This window comes from Pseudomonas sp. MBLB4136 (genome assembly GCF_051904765.1).
GTDB lineage: Bacteria > Pseudomonadota > Gammaproteobacteria > Pseudomonadales > Pseudomonadaceae > Aquipseudomonas.
Map to the genome: position 1 here is coordinate 88,105 of NZ_CP196713.1, position 17,552 is coordinate 105,656.

At 68.6% G+C, this 17,552-nt stretch carries 18 protein-coding genes; 8 read left to right on the forward strand and 10 right to left on the reverse strand.

The window, feature by feature from the left end:
- Positions 1 to 4 precede the first annotated feature (4 nt).
- The gene (locus ACSX1D_RS00415; RefSeq protein ID WP_439860502.1) at positions 5 to 1,669 is read left to right on the forward strand and encodes a putative bifunctional diguanylate cyclase/phosphodiesterase; all 1,665 of its coding nucleotides are present in this window, start codon (positions 5 to 7) and stop codon (positions 1,667 to 1,669) included.
- Positions 1,670 to 1,885: 216 nt separating this feature from the next.
- Positions 1,886 to 3,565 carry a putative bifunctional diguanylate cyclase/phosphodiesterase gene (locus ACSX1D_RS00420; protein ID WP_439860503.1) on the forward strand — a complete coding sequence of 560 codons (1,680 nt, stop codon included), beginning with the start codon at positions 1,886 to 1,888 and terminating at the stop codon, positions 3,563 to 3,565.
- Between the two features lie 7 nt (positions 3,566 to 3,572).
- Here ACSX1D_RS00420 and ACSX1D_RS00425 read toward each other — a convergent pair whose 3' ends face one another.
- A complete protein-coding gene (locus tag ACSX1D_RS00425) occupies positions 3,573 to 4,952 on the reverse strand; it encodes a NorM family multidrug efflux MATE transporter (RefSeq protein ID WP_439862382.1) in 1,380 nt (459 codons plus the stop codon).
- 138 nt (positions 4,953 to 5,090) lie between these two features.
- On the opposite strand from ACSX1D_RS00425, the gene ACSX1D_RS00430 reads away from it, so the two are divergent.
- Positions 5,091 to 6,011 (forward strand): LysR substrate-binding domain-containing protein, encoded by a 921-nt coding sequence (locus tag ACSX1D_RS00430; RefSeq protein WP_439860504.1) that lies wholly within the window; start codon positions 5,091 to 5,093, stop codon positions 6,009 to 6,011.
- A gap of 24 nt (positions 6,012 to 6,035) precedes the next feature.
- On the opposite strand, the gene ACSX1D_RS00435 is transcribed toward ACSX1D_RS00430, so the two are convergent.
- Together ACSX1D_RS00435 and ACSX1D_RS00440 are read right to left on the reverse strand one after the other, a co-directional pair.
- Positions 6,036 to 7,532 carry a YifB family Mg chelatase-like AAA ATPase gene (locus ACSX1D_RS00435; protein ID WP_439860505.1) on the reverse strand — a complete coding sequence of 499 codons (1,497 nt, stop codon included), beginning with the start codon at positions 7,530 to 7,532 and terminating at the stop codon, positions 6,036 to 6,038.
- A 36-nt stretch (positions 7,533 to 7,568) separates the two neighbouring features.
- Positions 7,569 to 7,841 carry an accessory factor UbiK family protein gene (locus ACSX1D_RS00440; RefSeq protein WP_439860506.1) on the reverse strand — a complete coding sequence of 91 codons (273 nt, stop codon included), beginning with the start codon at positions 7,839 to 7,841 and terminating at the stop codon, positions 7,569 to 7,571.
- Positions 7,842 to 8,268: 427 nt separating this feature from the next.
- Between ACSX1D_RS00440 and glnK the strand changes: the two genes are divergently transcribed.
- From glnK to sutA, 4 genes are all read left to right on the forward strand, one after another.
- Positions 8,269 to 8,607 (forward strand): P-II family nitrogen regulator, encoded by a 339-nt coding sequence (glnK, locus tag ACSX1D_RS00445; protein ID WP_003096476.1) that lies wholly within the window; start codon positions 8,269 to 8,271, stop codon positions 8,605 to 8,607.
- A 38-nt stretch (positions 8,608 to 8,645) separates the two neighbouring features.
- Complete coding sequence (locus ACSX1D_RS00450; protein ID WP_439860507.1) at positions 8,646 to 9,959, forward strand: ammonium transporter; 1,314 nt, start codon at positions 8,646 to 8,648, stop codon at positions 9,957 to 9,959.
- Positions 9,960 to 10,037: 78 nt separating this feature from the next.
- Positions 10,038 to 11,288 (forward strand): ammonium transporter, encoded by a 1,251-nt coding sequence (locus ACSX1D_RS00455; RefSeq protein WP_208707863.1) that lies wholly within the window; start codon positions 10,038 to 10,040, stop codon positions 11,286 to 11,288.
- A 224-nt stretch (positions 11,289 to 11,512) separates the two neighbouring features.
- Positions 11,513 to 11,839: a transcriptional regulator SutA gene (sutA, locus tag ACSX1D_RS00460; protein WP_439860508.1), complete on the forward strand. Its 327-nt coding sequence runs from the start codon at positions 11,513 to 11,515 to the stop codon at positions 11,837 to 11,839.
- Between the two features lie 66 nt (positions 11,840 to 11,905).
- On the opposite strand, the gene ACSX1D_RS00465 is transcribed toward sutA, so the two are convergent.
- From ACSX1D_RS00465 to lptM, 7 genes are read right to left on the reverse strand one after another with little or no spacing between them, the layout of a single operon-like run.
- Positions 11,906 to 12,601 carry an HAD family hydrolase gene (locus ACSX1D_RS00465; RefSeq protein WP_439860509.1) on the reverse strand — a complete coding sequence of 232 codons (696 nt, stop codon included), beginning with the start codon at positions 12,599 to 12,601 and terminating at the stop codon, positions 11,906 to 11,908.
- Entirely contained in the window at positions 12,598 to 13,494 is an 897-nt protein-coding gene (xerC, locus tag ACSX1D_RS00470; RefSeq protein WP_439860510.1) for a tyrosine recombinase XerC, read from the reverse strand. Before xerC ends, ACSX1D_RS00465 begins: the two co-directional genes overlap by 4 nt.
- Positions 13,495 to 13,515: 21 nt before the next feature.
- The gene (locus ACSX1D_RS00475) at positions 13,516 to 13,884 is read right to left on the reverse strand and encodes a glyoxalase superfamily protein (RefSeq protein ID WP_439860511.1); all 369 of its coding nucleotides are present in this window, start codon (positions 13,882 to 13,884) and stop codon (positions 13,516 to 13,518) included.
- A gap of 55 nt (positions 13,885 to 13,939) precedes the next feature.
- Entirely contained in the window at positions 13,940 to 14,638 is a 699-nt protein-coding gene (locus ACSX1D_RS00480) for a DUF484 family protein (RefSeq protein WP_208707868.1), read from the reverse strand.
- The gene (gene dapF / locus ACSX1D_RS00485) at positions 14,635 to 15,465 is read right to left on the reverse strand and encodes a diaminopimelate epimerase (protein WP_439860512.1); all 831 of its coding nucleotides are present in this window, start codon (positions 15,463 to 15,465) and stop codon (positions 14,635 to 14,637) included. Before dapF ends, ACSX1D_RS00480 begins: the two co-directional genes overlap by 4 nt.
- 5 nt (positions 15,466 to 15,470) lie before the next feature.
- Positions 15,471 to 16,718, reverse strand: a complete 1,248-nt coding sequence (lysA, locus tag ACSX1D_RS00490; RefSeq protein WP_439860513.1) for a diaminopimelate decarboxylase — start codon at positions 16,716 to 16,718, stop codon at positions 15,471 to 15,473.
- A gap of 9 nt (positions 16,719 to 16,727) precedes the next feature.
- Positions 16,728 to 16,853 (reverse strand): LPS translocon maturation chaperone LptM, encoded by a 126-nt coding sequence (lptM, locus tag ACSX1D_RS00495; protein ID WP_208707871.1) that lies wholly within the window; start codon positions 16,851 to 16,853, stop codon positions 16,728 to 16,730.
- A 364-nt stretch (positions 16,854 to 17,217) separates the two neighbouring features.
- Here lptM and cyaY point away from each other — a divergent pair, with 364 nt between their 5' ends.
- A complete protein-coding gene (gene cyaY, locus ACSX1D_RS00500; RefSeq protein WP_208707872.1) occupies positions 17,218 to 17,550 on the forward strand; it encodes an iron donor protein CyaY in 333 nt (110 codons plus the stop codon).
- Positions 17,551 to 17,552 lie beyond the last annotated feature (2 nt).

Consider the following 17,552-nt stretch of genomic DNA (forward strand, 5'->3'; position numbering starts at 1 on the left):
TGTCGTGTCCTGCCAAAGCGATTTCTGCCGACTGCTGGTTTTGACGACAGAAAACCATTGGGTAAGCCTGCTTGACGCCATGCTGGCGGAGCAGGACGAGCCCGCTTGGTTGCTGGTCGCCAGCAGCTGGCAGGAGGCCCTGCAGCGCTACGCCCATTGCCCCCCCGACTTCGTCTTCAGCACCCTGCAGTGCCAGCCCAGCGCCGAGCAGTGCCCGCAATTGCCCATCCTGTTGCTCGAGCGCCCGCCCCAGGGCCCCTTGCTCGGCGCCCAGGACTGGCTGGCGCGCGACAGCCTGAGCGCCGAGGTGTTGCGCCGCTGCCTGGATTACAGCCGACAACGCCAGGCCTTGCAAACCCTGGCCGACCGCGACCCGCTCACCGGGGTGGTCAACCGCCAGGGCTTTCAGAACCTGCTGCACAAGCGTCTGCAGCACAACCGCGGGCGCGGACTGCTGCTGGGCTATCTGGACCTGGACAATTTCAAGCATGCCAACGACAGCCTGGGGCACCGCGGCGGGGATCAGCTGATCCAGCAGGTGGCGCAGCGCATCCGCGACGTGCTCGCCCCCCACGACTGCCTGGCTCGCCTGGGCAGCGACGAGTTCGCCCTGCTGCTGGACGTCAGTCAGTCCAGTGCCAGGGTCGAACCCACGGCCCAGGCGCTGATGCAGGCCCTGGCCGAGCCTTACTGGGTCCAGGGCGAGAGCCTGACCCTGGGCTGCAGCCTGGGGCTGGCCTATGGCCGTGCCGGGGAGGACGCCGACCCGCTGCTGTGGCACGCCCATATGGCCATGCAGCAGGCCAAGCACAAGGAAGGCTGTACCTACCACCTGTACGACGAGCGCATCTCCAGCCAGGTACGTAGCCTCGCCGATGTCGAGGCCGAGCTGCGCCGGGCCCTGCGCCGCGACGAGCTGGAGCTGCATTACCAGCCGCGCCAGGACCTGGTCAGCGGTGCGATAGTCGGTGTCGAGGCGTTGATTCGCTGGCGCCACCCCGGCCGCGGCCTGCTCTACCCGCTGGACTTCATTCCGCTGGCCGAGCAGAGCGGGTTGATCGTGCCGCTGGGCTACTGGGTGGTGGACCGCGCCCTGCGCGACCTGCGCTGGCTGGCCGAGCGCGGCATGCTCCTGCACCTGGCGATCAACCTGTCGTTCAGCCAGTTCCAGGACAGCCAGCTGCTGCCCACGGTCAAGCGCCTGATCGAGAGCTGCGGGGTCGATGGGCGCTGGCTGGAGTTCGAGCTGACGGAGACCGCCATGATGCGCCGCAGCGACTACGTGCTGGACACCATGAGCACCCTCGGCGACCTGGGCGTGCGCTTCTCCCTGGACGATTTCGGCACCGGTTTCTCCTCCTTCGTGCACCTGGCCAGCCTACCGATCTCCCTGCTGAAACTGGACAAGAGCTTCGTCTCGGGCATGGCGGTGCGCCCGGACCAGTCGCGGCTGGTCAATGCGATGATCAGCTTGGCGCGCAACCTCGGTCTGGAAGTGGTCGCCGAGGGGGTGGAGAGCGAGGCGGAACTGGCGCTGCTGCAGCAGTTCGGCTGTGATCAGGGCCAGGGCTACCTGATCAGCAAGGCCCTGCCGCTGGCCGAGCTGCAGCAGTTTCTCCTGCGCCAGCCACGGCGCGAGGAGCCGTTGCTCAGCCTCTCCCTGGGCTGAGCCGAACCGGCCACGCTGTTCGGTTCCGGCCGCCGATCTGCCCGCCGGGCATGATCTCGCTCACAGCTTGCGGTCCTGTCGCTGGCCGCCATCAGCGTAGTTCGGTAATTTGTCGCGCTCTCCGGCATCACTGGCCGGGCCCGTCACCAGGAGGTGCGGGTGGGACAGCGCCGACCGCCGGCGCCGTCAGTTCCCCCATCCAGCCAAGGAAGTCGTGTGGCCGCGTCAGCCCAACCCCTGCGTTTGCTCCTGTTGACCGATTCGGCGCCCTGGACCGCCAGGCTGCGCGCGCAGCTGATCGCCCTGGGCGCCGAGCAGGGACTGATCACCGCGCCGACCTGGGCGGCGGCCCGCGGATTGTTCGAGGGCTCCGGCCAGGCGCTGCTGCTGTGCACGCCCGAGCACCTGCCGACGGCGGGGGGCTGCGATCTGCCAATCGTGCTGCTGCTGGAGCGGGAGCCCGAGGCCGGCCAGGCGCCGGCCGGGGTCAGCGACTGGCTGGTGGCCGAGACCTTCGGCACCGACGCCTTGCGCCGCTGCCTGCGCTATGCCTGCGAGCGCAGCGGTTTGCAGGCCAGCCTGCGGCGTCTGACCGAGCAGGACGCCCTGACCGGGGTGGCCAACCGCCAGGGCTTCCATAACCTGCTGGCGGCCCGCCTGGCCGAGAGCGGGGGCGCCGGACTGGTGCTGGGCCATCTGGACCTGGACAACTTTCGCAGCGTCAACGATGCCCTCGGCTATCAGGCCGGCGATCGCCTGATCCTGCAGGTGGTGGCGCGCCTGCGGGCGCAGCTGCAGCCCGGCGACCAGCTGGCCCGCCTGGGCAGCGACGAATTCGCCCTGCTGCTCGACGCTCGCCGTGGCGCCGGCTACGTCGAGCGCCTGGCCGCGCGTATTGGCGAGGCCCTGGGCGAGCCCTACTGGGTCGATGGCGAGAGTCTGCTGCTGGGCAGCAGCCTGGGCCTGGCCCAGGCCCGCGCCGGAGGCAGCGCCGATGCGCTGATGTGGCACGCGCATATCGCCATGCAGCAGGCCAAGAGTCAGCAGGGCTGCACCTTCCATGTGTTCGACGAACGCCTGCATCGCGCGGCGCGCAGCCAGTCCGAGCAGGAAAGCGAACTGCGCCGGGCCCTGCGCCGCGACGAGCTGGAGCTGCACTACCAGCCACGGCTGTGCCTGAAGAGTGGCCGCATCGTCGGCCTGGAGGCGCTGGTGCGCTGGCGCCACGGCGAACGCGGCCTGCTGGCGCCGAGCGAATTCGTACCGCTGGCCGAGGAGAGTGGCCTGATCGTGCCGCTCGGCTACTGGGTGATCGCCCGCGCCCTGCGCGACATGCAATGGTTGCGCGGACGCGGCCTGCCGCCCCTGCACATGGCGGTCAACCTGTCGTTCCGTCAGTTCCAGGACGGCCAGTTGCTGGCCACCCTGGCCCGGCTGATCGAGTCGCGCGGGGTGGACGCCGAGTGGCTGGAGTTCGAGCTGACGGAAACCGCGGTGATGCGGCGCAGCGATCGGGTGCAGCAGACCATGCTGGCCCTGGGCCGGCTCGGCGTGCGCTTCTCCCTGGACGACTTCGGCACCGGCTTCTCCTCCTTCGTCCACCTCAACAGCCTGCCGATCACCCTGCTGAAGATCGACAAGAGCTTCGTCGCCGGCATGGCCGTGCGCCCGGAGAATCGCCAGCTGGTGCGGGCGATGATCAACCTGGCGCACAACCTCGAGCTGCAGGTGGTCGCCGAGGGGGTGGAAACTCCCGAGCTGCTCGAACTGCTGCGCCAGTTCGGCTGCGACCAGGTGCAGGGCTACCTGATCAGCAAGCCGCTGCCGCTCAGCGAGCTGGCGCGTTTCCTGGTATTCGACCAGCGCCAGGCCTTGCTCGGCATGCCGATCGCCTAGGCATCCGCTAGACGGGCAGCGCCCGCGCTGGCACCGGCCGCAGCAGGCGCGCGGTCTTCCACTCGAAGCCCAGGCTCAGGCCGAGCGCCGCGCAGGCCAGGCCGCCGGCCAGGCCCCACCACACCCCCGCGGCGCCCCAGCCCAGCGGGAAGGCCAGGGTCCAGGCCAGGGGCGCCCCGACCGCCCAGTAGCAGGCCAGGCCGACCAGCAGGGTGGTCTTGGCATCCTTGAGGCCGCGAATGGCGCCCATGGCGATGGTCTGGATGCCGTCGAACAGCTCGAACCAGGCGGCGATGGCCAGCAGCCCGATCGCCAGGGCGACGACTTCGCGGTAGGCCGGGTCGTGCGGGTCGAGAAACAGCCCGACCACCCAATGCGGCGCCAGCCAGAACAGCGCGGCGAAGGCGAACATGCACAGCGCGCCGAGGCCGATGCCCAGGCGTCCGGCCAGGCGTGCCTGGCGCAGGCGCCCGCCGCCGTAATGCTGGCCGATGCGGAAGGTGATGGCGTAGGAGATGCCCACCGGCACCATGAAGGCCACGTACACCGACTGGATGGCGATCTGGTGTGCGGCCAGCTGATCGCTGCCGAGCGCGCCCATGCACAGGGCGGCGAAGGCGAACAGCCCGGACTCCACCGCGTAGGTGCCGCCGATCGGCAGGCCCAGGCGCAGCAGCTCCTGCAGCTCGGCCCACTGCGGGCGCAGCAGGCCGCGCAACAGCGGGTAGGCGGCCGCGCCCGGCCCGCGCAGCAGTTGCCAGGCCAGCAGCAGCGCCATGGCGTTCATCACCAGGGCGGTGACCAGGCCGATGCCGGCCAGGCCCAAGGCCGGCAGGCCGAACCAGCCCTCGATCAGCGCGTAGTTGAGGACGAAGTTGGCCAGGGCGCCGCCGATGCTGATGGCCATCACCGGGCCGGGGTTGCCGATGGCGCTGGTGAAGCCGCGCAGGGCCATGAAGCTCAGGTAGCCGGGCAGGGCGAATACCAGGGTGGACAGGAACTGCGTGGCGCCGGCCACGCTCTGCGGCGCCTGGCCGAAATACAGCAGCAGCGGTCCCAGATTCCACAGCAGCAGGCCGGCGCCCAGGGCCAAGGCCCAACCCAGCCACAGGCCATTCTGGGTCAGGTGGATGACCCCGGCCCTGTCATCGGCGCCATGCCGGATGGCCACCAGGTTGCCAACCGCGCCGATCACGCCGACGCAGAAGATCGACACGAAGGAATAACTGGCCGCGCCCAGGCCGCCGCCGGCCAGGGCCCCGGGGCCGAGCAGGCCCATCATCACCGTATCGGTGAAGACCATCAGCACATGGGCCAGCTGGGCGGCGATCAGCGGGCCGGCCAGGCGCAGGATGGCCAGGAGTTCGCTGCGAAGGGCTTGCTTCATCATGAGTCTGGCTCAGTGTTAGGCTTGCCGGGTATTCCCGGCATGGGACGAGTAGCAGCTATTTTGCTGGGCTGGATGAGGTCGGCACAAAGGGATAAATGCGATGCCTTGGATGACTAATACTCATGGTTGCGGACGATGACCCGGCGCCTGCCGCCGCTCTATGCCCTGCGCGCCTTCGAGGCCGCGGCTCGACATAGCTCCTTCACCCGCGCCGCCGAGGAGCTGGCCATCACCCAGAGTGCGGTCAGCCGGCATATCCGCACCCTGGAGGAGCACTTCGCCTGCCGCCTGTTCGAGCGGCGCGGGCGCAGCCTGCGGCTGACCGAGTCGGCGCGCCTGCTGCTGCCGGGGCTACGCGACGGCTTCGATGCCCTGGAGCGGGCCTGCACCACGTTGCGGGTGGACGACGCCATCCTGCGCCTGAAGGCGCCCTCGACCCTGACCATGCGCTGGCTGCTGGCGCGCTTGTCGCGTTTGCGCCTGCAGCACAGCGACATCGAGGTGCAACTGACCAGCGCCTGGATGGACGTGGACCGAGTGGACTTCCACCGTGAGCCCTTCGACTGTGCGGTGCTGCTCGGCAGTGGCGGTTTCGACGATGAGTGGGACAGCACGCTGTTGTTTAGCGAGTGGCTGATCCCCGTGTGTGCCCCGGCTGCGGCGGGTGCGGGGGAGTGGGACCTGGCGCGGCTACAAGAAGCGGAGCTCCTGCACCCGACCCCTGACCGCCGTGACTGGCGCCAGTGGCTGCAGGCCATGGGCCTGAGCGAGCAGGTGCCGCTCAAGGGCGGCCAGGTGTTCGACACCCTGGAGCTGGGCATGGTCGCCGCGGCGCGTGGCTATGGCGTGTCGATCGGCGACCTGGTGATGGTCGCCGAGGACGTCGAGCAGGGGCGCCTGGCGCTGCCCTGGCCCTGCGCCGTGCCCAGTGGCAGCAGCTACTACCTGGTCTGGCCCAAGGCCCGGCGTGGCCAGGAGCGTTTCCGTCTGCTGCGTGACTTTCTCCTGGCCGAGGTGGCGGCAATGCACTTGCCGGCGGTCGAGCGGCGCGTCTGACGGCCGGCTGCGCGCCGGCGAGCCTCAGCGCTGCGGCTCGCCGCGATACTGCAGGGCCTCGGCCAGGTGGCTGCGGGCGATGTGCTCGGCCTGCTCCAGGTCGGCCAGGGTGCGCGCCACCTTGAGCACCCGGTGGGCGGCGCGCAGGGACAGGCCGAGGCGCTCGCAGGCGCCCTCCAGCCAGCGCTGGTCCTCGGTCGCCAAGGCGCAGTGCTGGCGCAGCCCTGCCAGGTCGAGGAAGGCGTTGGCCAGGCCCTGGCGCGCCAACTGTCGTTGCCGCGCCGCGGCGACTCGGGCGGCGGCGCTGGCGGTGTCGATACCGTCGCTGGCCGGCGCCTGCAGGGACGTGGTTTCGCGGGCTACGGTCAGGTGCAGGTCGATGCGGTCGAGCAGCGGGCCGGAGAGCTTGCCGCGGTAGCGGGCGACCTGCTCCGGGGTGCAGCGACAGCGGCCGCTGGGGTCGCCGAGGTAGCCGCAGGGGCAGGGGTTCATCGCCGCCACCAGCTGGAAGCGCGCCGGGAAACGCACCTTGTCGCGGGCCCGGGCGATGACGATCTGCCCGCTTTCCAGGGGCTCGCGCAGCACCTCGAGGACCTTGCGGTCGAACTCGGGCAGTTCGTCGAGAAACAGCACACCCTGATGCGCCAGGGTGATCTCGCCGGGTTGCGGGCGGCTGCCGCCGCCGACCAGGGCCGGCCCGGAGGCGCTGTGGTGGGGCGTGCGGAACGGTCGTTGCGGCCAGGCGTCCAGCGGCGCGTGGCTGGCCACCGAGTGTATCGCCGCCACTTCCAGGGCCTCCTGCTCGTCCAGCGGCGGCAGCAGGCCGGGCAGGCGGCTGGCCAGCAGGGTCTTGCCGGTGCCGGGCGGGCCGCTGAACAGCAGGTTGTGCGATCCGGCGGCGGCCACCAGCAGGGCGCGCTTGGCGGCGGCCTGGCCCTGCACCTCGGCCAGATCCGGATAGGGGCGGGTCTGGCGCAGCAGGCCACGGGACTGGAAGGGCTCGAGGGGCGTCTGGCCGCTGAGGTGGGCGGCCAGCTCCAGCAGGTGCTCGACGGCGATCACCGTCAGTCCCGAGGCCAGGCTGGCTTCCTCGGCATTGGCCCTGGGCACCACCAGGGTGCGGCCGGCGGCGCGGGCCGCCAGGGCGGCGGGCAACACCCCCTGCACCGGGCGCACAGCGCCGGACAGGGCCAGCTCGCCGAGGCACTCGAGCGACTCCAGCGCGGCGCCGGGCAGCTGGCCGCTGGCGGCGAGAATCCCCAGGGCGATGGCCAGGTCGAAGCGCCCGCCGTCCTTCGGCAGGTCGGCGGGGGCCAGGTTCAGGGTGATGCGCCGGGGCGGGAAGTCGAAGGCCGAGTTGAGGATGGCGCTGCGCACGCGATCCTTGCTCTCCTTCACCGCCGTCTCGGGCAGGCCGACCAGCGCCAGGGACGGCAGGCCGTTGGCCAGGTGGGCCTCGACGGTGACCGCGGGCGCCTCGACGCCGACTTGGGCGCGGCTATGGACTATGGCCAGGGACATCGATCACTCCTTGATCGTCTGCCTCGCGGGAGCGCGTTACTCGGCGGGCGGTTGCGGCTCGCTGGCGAGGCGGGCTTCGAGTTCGGCCACCTTGGCCTCCAGCGCCTCCAGGCGGGCGCGGGTACGCGCCAGCACGGTCATCTGGCTGTCGAACTCTTCCCGGCTGACCAGGCCGAGCTTGCTGAAGCCGCTCTGCAGCAGCGCCTTGAACTGGGCTTCGAATTCGCTGCGCGGCAGCGGCGTGTCGCCGTTGAACAGGCGCGAGGCATGGGCGCCGAGGGCGTCGAGCAGGGCTTTGGGTGGCAGCATGACGGGGGTTCCAGTGACAAACGGCGGCAGTGTAGCACGCGCCCCGCAGCTGGGCGCCGGCCACCGGTTAGGTCAGCGCCGCGCACGATTATCGCGCGTCCGGCGCCGGGGGCATGCACCGATATTGTGCGTTTGCCGTGCGGCAAACCCAGGGCGAAAGCCACACGCAGGGGTTAACTGCCTGAAAAAAGGCGTATTTCAATGAACTGGCAAGGTTTCTGCTTATGCCTTATTAACCATGCACCAATGCGGTTTCGGTGCGCCAGTCGAGGCGGTGGAGTGCCTCGACTGCAGCGGTTGACGGAGATTGGTGCCGTAGCGGCCGAGTTAGGGCGGTCGATGCATTACAAAAGCCAGGCACTGCGCATAGACTTGAGCCGGGTTCGTAATTCCTGGGGCAAGTCCACCTTACACGGGAGAAAGTTACATGAAGCTAGTCACTGCCATCATCAAGCCGTTCAAGCTGGACGACGTCCGTGAGTCACTGTCGGAGATCGGCGTGCAGGGCATTACCGTCACCGAGGTCAAGGGCTTCGGTCGGCAGAAGGGTCACACCGAGCTGTACCGCGGCGCCGAATACGTGGTCGATTTCCTGCCGAAGGTGAAGATCGACGTGGCCATCGCCGACGACCAACTGGATCGCGTGATCGAGGCCATCACCAAGGCCGCCAACACCGGCAAGATCGGTGACGGCAAGATTTTCGTGGTCAACCTGGAGCAGGCCATCCGCATCCGTACCGGCGAAACCGATACCGACGCGATCTAAGCGCCCTTCGAACCCCCCAAAGCCCCAGGAGTTAAACCATGACTCTGCGAACATTCGCAGGGCTAGGAGCCCTATTGTCTCTCGTTCCGGGCCTTGCCCTGGCCGACGAGGCAGGCCTGAACGGCGGCGATACAGCCTGGATGCTGGTCGCGACCGTCCTGGTCCTGTTCATGACCATACCCGGTCTGGCGCTGTTCTACGCGGGCATGGTGCGTTCCAAGAACGTGCTGTCGGTGCTCATGCAGTGCTTCGCCATCTGTGCCCTGATCAGCCTGCTGTGGGTGGTCTACGGCTACAGCATGACGTTCGACACCACCGGCATGGAGCAGGGGGTGGTCAACTTCAATTCCTTCGTCGGCGGCCTGTCCAAGGCCTTCCTAACCGGTCTGACCCTCGACAGCCTGGTGGCGGGCGTGCCGGAGAGCGTGTTCATCACCTTCCAGATGACCTTCGCCATCATCACCCCGGCGCTGATGGTCGGTGCCTTCGCCGAGCGTATGAAGTTCTCGGCCATGCTGGTGTTCATGGCGATCTGGTTCACCCTGGTCTACGTGCCCATCGCGCACATGGTTTGGGGCGGTGACGGCGCGCTGATGTGGGATTGGGGCGTGCTGGACTTCGCCGGTGGCACCGTGGTGCACATCAATGCCGGGATCGCCGGCCTGGTGGCCTGCCTGGTGCTGGGCAAGCGCAAGGGCTTCCCGACGACCGCCATGGCGCCGCACAACCTGGGCTACACCCTGATCGGCGCGAGCATGCTGTGGGTCGGCTGGTTCGGCTTCAACGCCGGCTCGGCGGTGGCCGCCAATGGCACCGCGGGCATGGCCATGCTGGTCACCCAGATCGCCACGGCCACGGCGGCCCTGGGCTGGATGTTCGCCGAGTGGATCACCCACCGTAAGCCCAGCGTGCTGGGCATCGCCTCCGGCGCGGTGGCGGGCCTGGTGGCGATCACCCCGGCCTCGGGTACCGCGGGGCCCATGGGCGCCCTGGCGATCGGCCTGGCGTCCGGGGTGATCTGCTTCTTCTGCGCCACCAGCCTGAAACGCAAGCTGGGTTATGACGACTCCCTGGACGTCTTCGGCGTGCATGCGGTCGGCGGCATGGTCGGGGCCGTTCTTACCGGTGCGTTCGCCGCACCGGCCCTGGGGGGCTTCGGCGAGGTGGAAAACATCCCGGCGCAGCTCTGGGTACAGGTCGAGGGCGTGGTCTTCACGGTGGTCTACACCGCGGTGCTGACCTTCCTGATCCTGAAAGTGATTGAGTTGGTAATGGGCCTGCGCGTCAGCGACGAGGAGGAGACGGTCGGTCTCGACCTCGCCCTGCACAACGAGCGTGGCTACAACCTGTAAGCACACGGAGCGCGTCCGTCATCTGGGCGGGCGCCCTAACCGAACGGCGCGATGACGCGTCACGGCAAGAGGTGAATCATGGACAACACGGCATTGACTGCTTTGCAGTACGGTTTCGATACCTTCTATTTTCTGGTCTGCGGCGCCCTGGTGATGTGGATGGCGGCGGGTTTCGCCATGCTCGAGGCGGGGTTGGTGCGGGCCAAGAACACCACCGAGATTCTCACCAAGAACATCTCCCTGTATGCGGTCGCCAGCGTCATGTACCTGCTGATCGGCTACCACATCATGTACTCCAGCCCGGAGGGCGGCATCCTGCCGAGCCTGGGCTTCCTGCTCGGCGCGGAGAATGGCGCCGACGCGGTGCTCGGCGGCGCTGACGATGCGCCTTACTACTCGGCGCGCTCCGACTTCTTCTTCCAGGTGGTGTTCGCCGCCACCTGTATGTCGATCGTTTCCGGTGCGGTGGCCGAGCGCATGAAGCTGTGGGCGTTCCTCGCCTTCGCGGTGGTCATGACCGGCTTTATCTACCCGGTGCAGGGCTTCTGGAAGTGGGGCTCGGGCTTCCTCAACGAGGCCGGTTTCCTCGACTTCGCCGGCTCCGGTGTGGTGCACATGGCCGGTGCCTCTGCCGCCCTGGCCGGGGTCCTGCTGCTCGGTGCGCGTAAAGGCAAGTACGGTGCCGGCGGCCAGATCAACGCCATCCCCGGTTCCAACCTGCCCCTGGCGACCCTCGGCACCTTCATCCTGTGGATGGGCTGGTTCGGCTTCAACGGCGGCTCGCAGCTGAAGATGAGCACCGTCGAGGACGCCAACGCGGTGGCCCAGGTGTTCGTCAACACCAACATGGCGGCCGCCGGCGGCCTGATCGCGGCGATGATCGTGGCGCGCATCCTGTTCGGCAAGACCGACCTGACCATGGTCCTCAACGGCGCCCTGGCCGGCCTGGTGGCGATCACCGCCGAGCCGCTGACCCCGAGCGCGATGCAGGCGACCCTGATCGGCGGGGTCGGTGGCGTGCTGGTGGTGTTCTCGATCCTCGGTCTGGACAAGCTGAAGATCGACGATCCGGTCGGTGCCATCTCGGTGCACGGCGTGGTCGGCATCTGGGGCCTGCTGGCGGTCTGCCTGACCAACGGCGATGCCAGTCTCGGCGCTCAGCTGCTGGGTATCGCTTGCATCTTCGCCTGGGTCTTCGTCGCCAGCCTGATCGTCTGGTCGATCCTCAAGGCGGTGATCGGCCTGCGGGTCAGCGAGGAGGAAGAATACGAAGGTGTGGACCTCGCCGAATGCGGCATGGAAGCCTATCCGGAGTTCACCAAATCCTGATCGGCCGGGCTTTCCACGGGGGCGCCTTCGGGCGCCCTTTGTTTTTTCTCACGGCACGCTAGAATGCCCGTCGTTGAGCACGCTGCCGCTGGCAGCGGCGCCTTGGAGGCGACTTGCCCCCGGCTGTGGTAGCGGGCAAGGGCATTGGAAATTTTCCGGCGGTGTGCGATAGGTTACGCAGCTGGGCTATAACTAACCTGCTTTTGCAAGTCATGAGGTTGAACATGAGCGACGACGATCTGGAACAAGACGACCTGGACGGGGCCGACGAGGACGACGGCGAGGAGCTGGCCGCAGCGGACACCGGCGACAGCGGTGATGACGGCGACGACGAGGCGGCAACGCCGGTCAAGAGCAAGGCCAAGAGCAAGGCCGCGGCCGACGCCGAAGAACTGCCGAGCGTCGAAGCCAAGCAGAAGGAGCGCGATGCCCTGGCGCGCGCCATGGAAGAATTTCTCGCGCGCGGCGGCAAGGTGCAGGAGGTCGAGCCCAATGTGGTCTCCGACCCGCCCAAGAAGCCCGACAACAAGTACGGCAGCCGCCCCATCTGAGGGCTGCGCCGCGCTGTCAGAGCCCGCCTGCCGGCGGGCTTTTTTATGCCTCGCCGGCGCCCGGGCTCAGGACCAGCGCTGCAGCAGCGCCGGCAGTTCGGCCAGGCTGGCGATTTCCGCGTCCGGCGTGCCGGCCGCCTGCCAGGCCTTGCCCTCGGGATTGAACCAGATCGCCCGCAGGCCGGCGGCCTGGGCGCCGCCGATGTCGTCGCTGGGGTGATCGCCGATATGCACCGCGTGCTCGGCCTTCACCCCGGCGCGGGCCAGGGCTTCGGTAAAGGGCTTGGGGTCGGGCTTGCCGACGCCCAGCTCCTCGGCGCACAGGGCGAACTGGAAATAGTCGGCCAGGCCCAGGCGGCGCACATCGGCGTTGCCGTTGGTGATCACCGCGAGCTTGAAGCGGCTGGCCAGGGCTTCCAGGGTCGGATGCACCTCGGCGAACAGCTCGACCTGATGGCGCGCGGCGAGGAATACCTGGAAGCCACATTCGGCCAGGGTGGCAGCGTCCTCATGGGGGTAGCCGGCGCTCTCCAGGGCGTTGAACAGGATGCGCCGACGCAGTTCGCTGAGGCGGTGCCTGAGCGCCGGCTCGTCATCCAACAGCTGGGCGCGAATGGTCCACAGGTGATCCACCGGCATGGCGCCCAGGCGCGGGGCGTGCAGGGTCAGCCAGTTGCGCAGCGCCGCTTCGGCATCCTGCATCACCGGGGTCACGTCCCACAGGGTGTCGTCGAGGTCGAAGGTGATCAGTTCGATGGTCATTCTGCGCCGCCTTTGCGTTTGGCCCGGGGGTGAGCACGGTCATACACCGTGGCCAGGTGTTGGAAGTCCAGGTGGGTGTAGACCTGGGTCGTGGCGATGTCGGCATGGCCGAGCAGCTCCTGCACCGCCCGCAGGTCCTGGGAGGACTCCAGCAGGTGGCTGGCGAAGGAGTGGCGCAGCATGTGCGGGTGCAGGTGCTGGCCGAGCTCGCGCACCCCGGCCTGGCGCACGCGCAACTGCACGGCGCGCGGGCCGAGGCGCCGGCCCTGCTGGTTGATGAACAGCGCGCCGTCGATGGGGCCGGCCAGGGCGCGCAGGGCCAACCATTGTTCCAGGGCCTGGCGGGCCATGCGCCCGAGTGGCAGTTCGCGGGTCTTGTTGCCCTTGCCGCAGACCCGCACCAGCCCCTCGGTCAGGTCGAGGCCGTCGAGATTCAGGCCGACCAGCTCGGACAGGCGCAGCCCCGAGGAGTAGAACAGCTCGAGCATGGCCTGGTCGCGCCGGGCGAGGAAGTCGTCCTCCACCGCGCCGTCGAGCAATTGCGCGGTGCGGTCGGCGTCCAGGGTCCTGGGCAGGCGGCGCTCGCCCTTGGGCGGGGCCAGGCCACTGGCCGGATCGTGTTCGGCCAGGCCCTCGCGGATCAGGTAGCGGTACAAGCCGCGCACCGCCGAGAGCAGGCGCGCCAGGCTGCGGCCGGACTGCCCCTGCTGGTGCAACTGGGCCACCAGGCGGCGCAGCTGGCGGCTATCCAGGGCGGTCCAGGCGGGCAGCGCCTGGGCCTCGCAGAATGCCAGCAGCTTGCCGAGGTCGCGGCGATAGCCGTCCAGGGTGTGGGCGGACACCTGGCGCTCGCTGCGCAGGTGTTCGAGGTAGGCGTCGAGGTGGCTGTGCATGGAGGCTCCCGACGGGGCGGCTCAGCCGCCGGCCGAGCTGGTGAATATCAGTCGATTGCCGAAGGGATCGCAGATCGGCATGTCGCAGCTGCCCCAGGGCATCTGCGCGACGCTCGGCCGGGCATAGCCATAGTCCTTGGTCAGCAGCTCCTGGTGCAGCGCCTGCACGTCGTCGGATTCGATGCGCAGCGCCGCGCCGGGACAGCAGTCGCCGTGATGCTCGGAGAGGTGCAGCACGCAGCCGCTCCGGGAAATCTGCAGGTACAGGGGCAGGCCCGGTTCGAAGCGGTGCTGCCAGTCGACCCGGAAGCCGAGGAAGTCGAGGTAGAAGGCGCGGGCCTTGGCCTCGTCGAATATCCGCAGGATGGGCGTGGTGCAGCTGAGCTTCATACGGGGTTCTCGTGGTGCTGGAGCTGAGCGGCAGCGACCCCGCGTCGGGCGCGGGCTAGCGCACCGAGCGCAGCGGGGTGGCGAAGCGCGGCAGTACGCGGGCCAGGACTTCGGCGATATAGCCGAGGAACAGGGTGCCGAGGGAGCTCTTGTAGTGCTGCGGGTCGGCGCTGCCGATGGCCAGCACGCCGTGCAGGCCCTGGTGCGCCACGGCCACCACGGCGGCCGAGCCGACCTGCTCGGCGTCCTCGGCGCCGAACAGGAACGCCAGTTCATGCTTGCGCAGTACCCCGCAGATGGTCTTGCCGCCGGCCAGCAGGCCGCCGATGGCCTGGTGCGCCTCGGCGCCGCTGACCGTGCGGCCGACCGGCAGCGGCGTTTCGCTGAACAGGATCAGGCTGACGAAGGGCACCTTGAACTCGCTGCGCAGGCTGTCCTCGACGGCGCTGACCACTTCTTCCAGGCTGCCGGCATCGAGCAGGTCGAGCACCAGGCGGCGGGTCTTGTCGAACAGCCGGTCGTTCTCCCGGGCCACGTCCATCAGCTGCGACAGGCGGTGGCGCATCTCGATGTTGCGCTCGCGCAGCAGCTTGACCTGGCGCTCGACCAGCGACACGGTGTCGCCGCGCTGATGGGGAATGCGCAGCTCGGGGATCAGCTCGTCGTGGTCGATGAAGAATTCCGGATGCAGGCGCAGGTAGGCGGCGACCGTCTCCGAATCGAGTGGCTTGGGCGAGCTCTGCTGGTCGGTCATAGGCGAACCTGTCCTTCGAAGACGCGGACTGCGGGCCCGGTCATCATAACGGGCTGGCCGGGGCCTGCCCACTCGATGGACAGGCGCCCGCCGGGCAGCTCGAGCTGCACCGGCGAATCCATCCAGCCCTGGCGAATCGCCGCCACCGCCGCGGCGCAGGCGCCGGTGCCGCAGGCCTGGGTCTCGCCGGCGCCGCGTTCCCACACCCGCAGGCGCGCGCGCTGGCGGTCGATGACCTGGAGAAAACCGACATTGACCCGCTGTGGAAAGCGCGGGTGATGCTCGAGCTTCGGCCCCAGTTCATGCACCGGCGCGCTGTCGACGCTGTCCACGCGCAGCACCGCGTGGGGGTTGCCCATGGACACGGCGGCCAGTTCGACCGTCTGCCCGTCCACCTGCACCGGATAGCTCAGCGCCTCGTAGTCGGCCTGGAAGGGGATCTGCTGCGGCTCCAGGCGCGGCGCGCCCATGTTGACGCTGACCTGGCCATCGTTACGCACGTCCAGTTCGATGATGCCGCCCTTGGTCTCCACGCGGATCTGCTTCTTCACCGTCAGGCGCTTGTCCAGCACGAAGCGGGCGAAGCAGCGCGCGCCGTTGCCGCACTGCTCCACTTCCGAACCGTCGGCGTTGAAGATGCGGTAGCGGAAGTCGACGTCCGGGTTGCTCGGCGGCTCGACGATCAGCAGCTGGTCGAAGCCGATCCCGGTGTGGCGGTCGCCCCACTGCTTGGCGTTCTTCGGCTGGATGTGCGCGTGCTGGCTGACCAGGTCGAGGACCATGAAGTCGTTGCCCAGACCGTGCATCTTGGTAAAGCGCAATAGCATCGAGGTCACTCCGGCAGGCGGCTTTCGCCCGCAAAGAGTTCGTCGAGGGGCTCGCGGCGGCGCACCTCGAAGGCCTGCTGGCCGTCGACCATCACCTCGGCGGCGCGGCCGCGGGTGTTGTAGTTGGAACTCATGACGAAGCCGTAGGCGCCGGCCGAGCGCACCGCCAGTAGGTCGCCCTCGGCCAGGGCCAGCTCGCGTTCCTTGGCCAGGAAGTCGCCGGTCTCGCAGATTGGTCCGACGATGTCGTAGGCGCGGGCGGCGCCGTCGCGCGGCTGCACCGCCACCACGTCCATCCAGGCCTGGTACAGGGCCGGGCGGATCAGGTCGTTCATCGCCGCGTCGACGATGGCGAAGTCCTTGTGCTCGGTGTGCTTGAGGTATTCGACGCGGGTCAGCAGCACGCCGGCGTTGGCCACGATCGAGCGGCCCGGCTCGAACACCAGGGCCAGGTCACGACCGGCCAGGCGCTCGCGCACCGCCTTGATGTAGTCACCGGCCAGCGGTGGCTGCTCGTCGCGGTACTGCACGCCGAGGCCGCCACCCAGGTCCAGATGCCGGATCTGAATACCCTGTTCGGCGAGGCGGTCGATCAGCCCCAGCAGGCGATCCAGGGCATCGAGGAAGGGTGGCAGGTTGGTCAGCTGCGAGCCGATATGGCAATCGACACCAACCACCTCCAGGTTCGCCAGCGCGGCGGCGCGGGCATAGACCGCCTCGGCGTCGGCGATGGCGATGCCGAACTTGTTTTCCTTCAGCCCGGTGGAGATATAGGGGTGGGTGCCGGCATCGACGTCCGGGTTGACCCGAAGGGAAATGGCGGCGGTCTGGCCCAGCTCGGCGGCGACCTGCTGCAGGCGTTCCAGTTCGTCGGTGGACTCGACGTTGAAGCAGTGCACGCCTACTTGCAGGGCGCGGCGCATGTCGTCACGGCTCTTGCCGACACCGGAGAAGACGATCTTGCCAGGCTCGCCGCCGGCGGCCAGGACGCGTTCCAGTTCGCCCCGGGAGACGATGTCGAAGCCCGCGCCGAGGCGCGCCAGGGCATTGAGCACGCCCAGGTTGGAGTTGGCCTTGACGGCGAAGCAGACCAGGTGCGGCATGCCCTGCAGGGCATCGGCGTAGGCGTGGTACTGCGCCTCGATGTGCGCGCGCGAGTAGACGTAGGTGGGCGTGCCGAAGCGCTGGGCGATGGCGGACAAGGCCACGCCCTCCGCGAACAGCTCGCCGTCGCGGTAGTTGAAGACTTCCATGAGCCGTCCTTATTCGTCTTGCGTGGAGGCGGAAGGACTGTCGTCCGGCAGGTACAGCGGGCCTTTCTGGCCGCAGCCCGCGAGCAGGGAGGTGACGGCGACGAGCGCAATGAGGGCAGTTAGCAGCCGCTTCATGGGGAAATCCTTGTAAAAAAGCATGATTGGCCCGGAGTATACCGGCCCCCCGAGGCCTTGCCTATGCGCTGGGATTCCCGTCCGGCGGGGCTTTGCCGCTGTTCGCCAGGCCTCGCCGAGCAGGCGCCGAATCGCCGGGCAAATGCACCGTGCGCGCGGCCGCGCGGTCGCCGGCCGCTAAAACAGGGGCGCCAGTTGGGCGAAGTCGGTTTATCCTTCCGCCAGTTGCCGGAGGCGACAGGCCGGCGGCCGGTGCGGCAACTGTGCGCCGACCAGGCCTTGCAGCCTGGCGTGATCGCCCGCCGTACTGGTCGGCGCCTCCAGAGCCCGCCTGATAGACCCGAATTATTCCGAGGACAGCCCAATGAGTTTGACCGAAGCCCGCTTTCACGACCTGGTCGACGCCACGCAGCAAGCGGTGGAAGACATCTTCGATGACAGCGACCTGGACCTCGACCTGGAGAACTCCGCCGGGGTGCTGACCGTGCGGTTCGAGAACGGCAGCCAGCTGATCCTCAGCCGCCAGGAGCCGATCCGCCAGCTGTGGGTCGCGGCCCGCTCCGGCGGCTTCCACTTCGACTACGACGCGGCCAGCGAACGCTGGATCTGCGACAGCAGCGACGAGCAGCTCGGCGAGATGCTGGCGCGCATCACCCTCGACCAGGCCGGGGCCGATCTTGAGTTCGACGAACTCTGAGG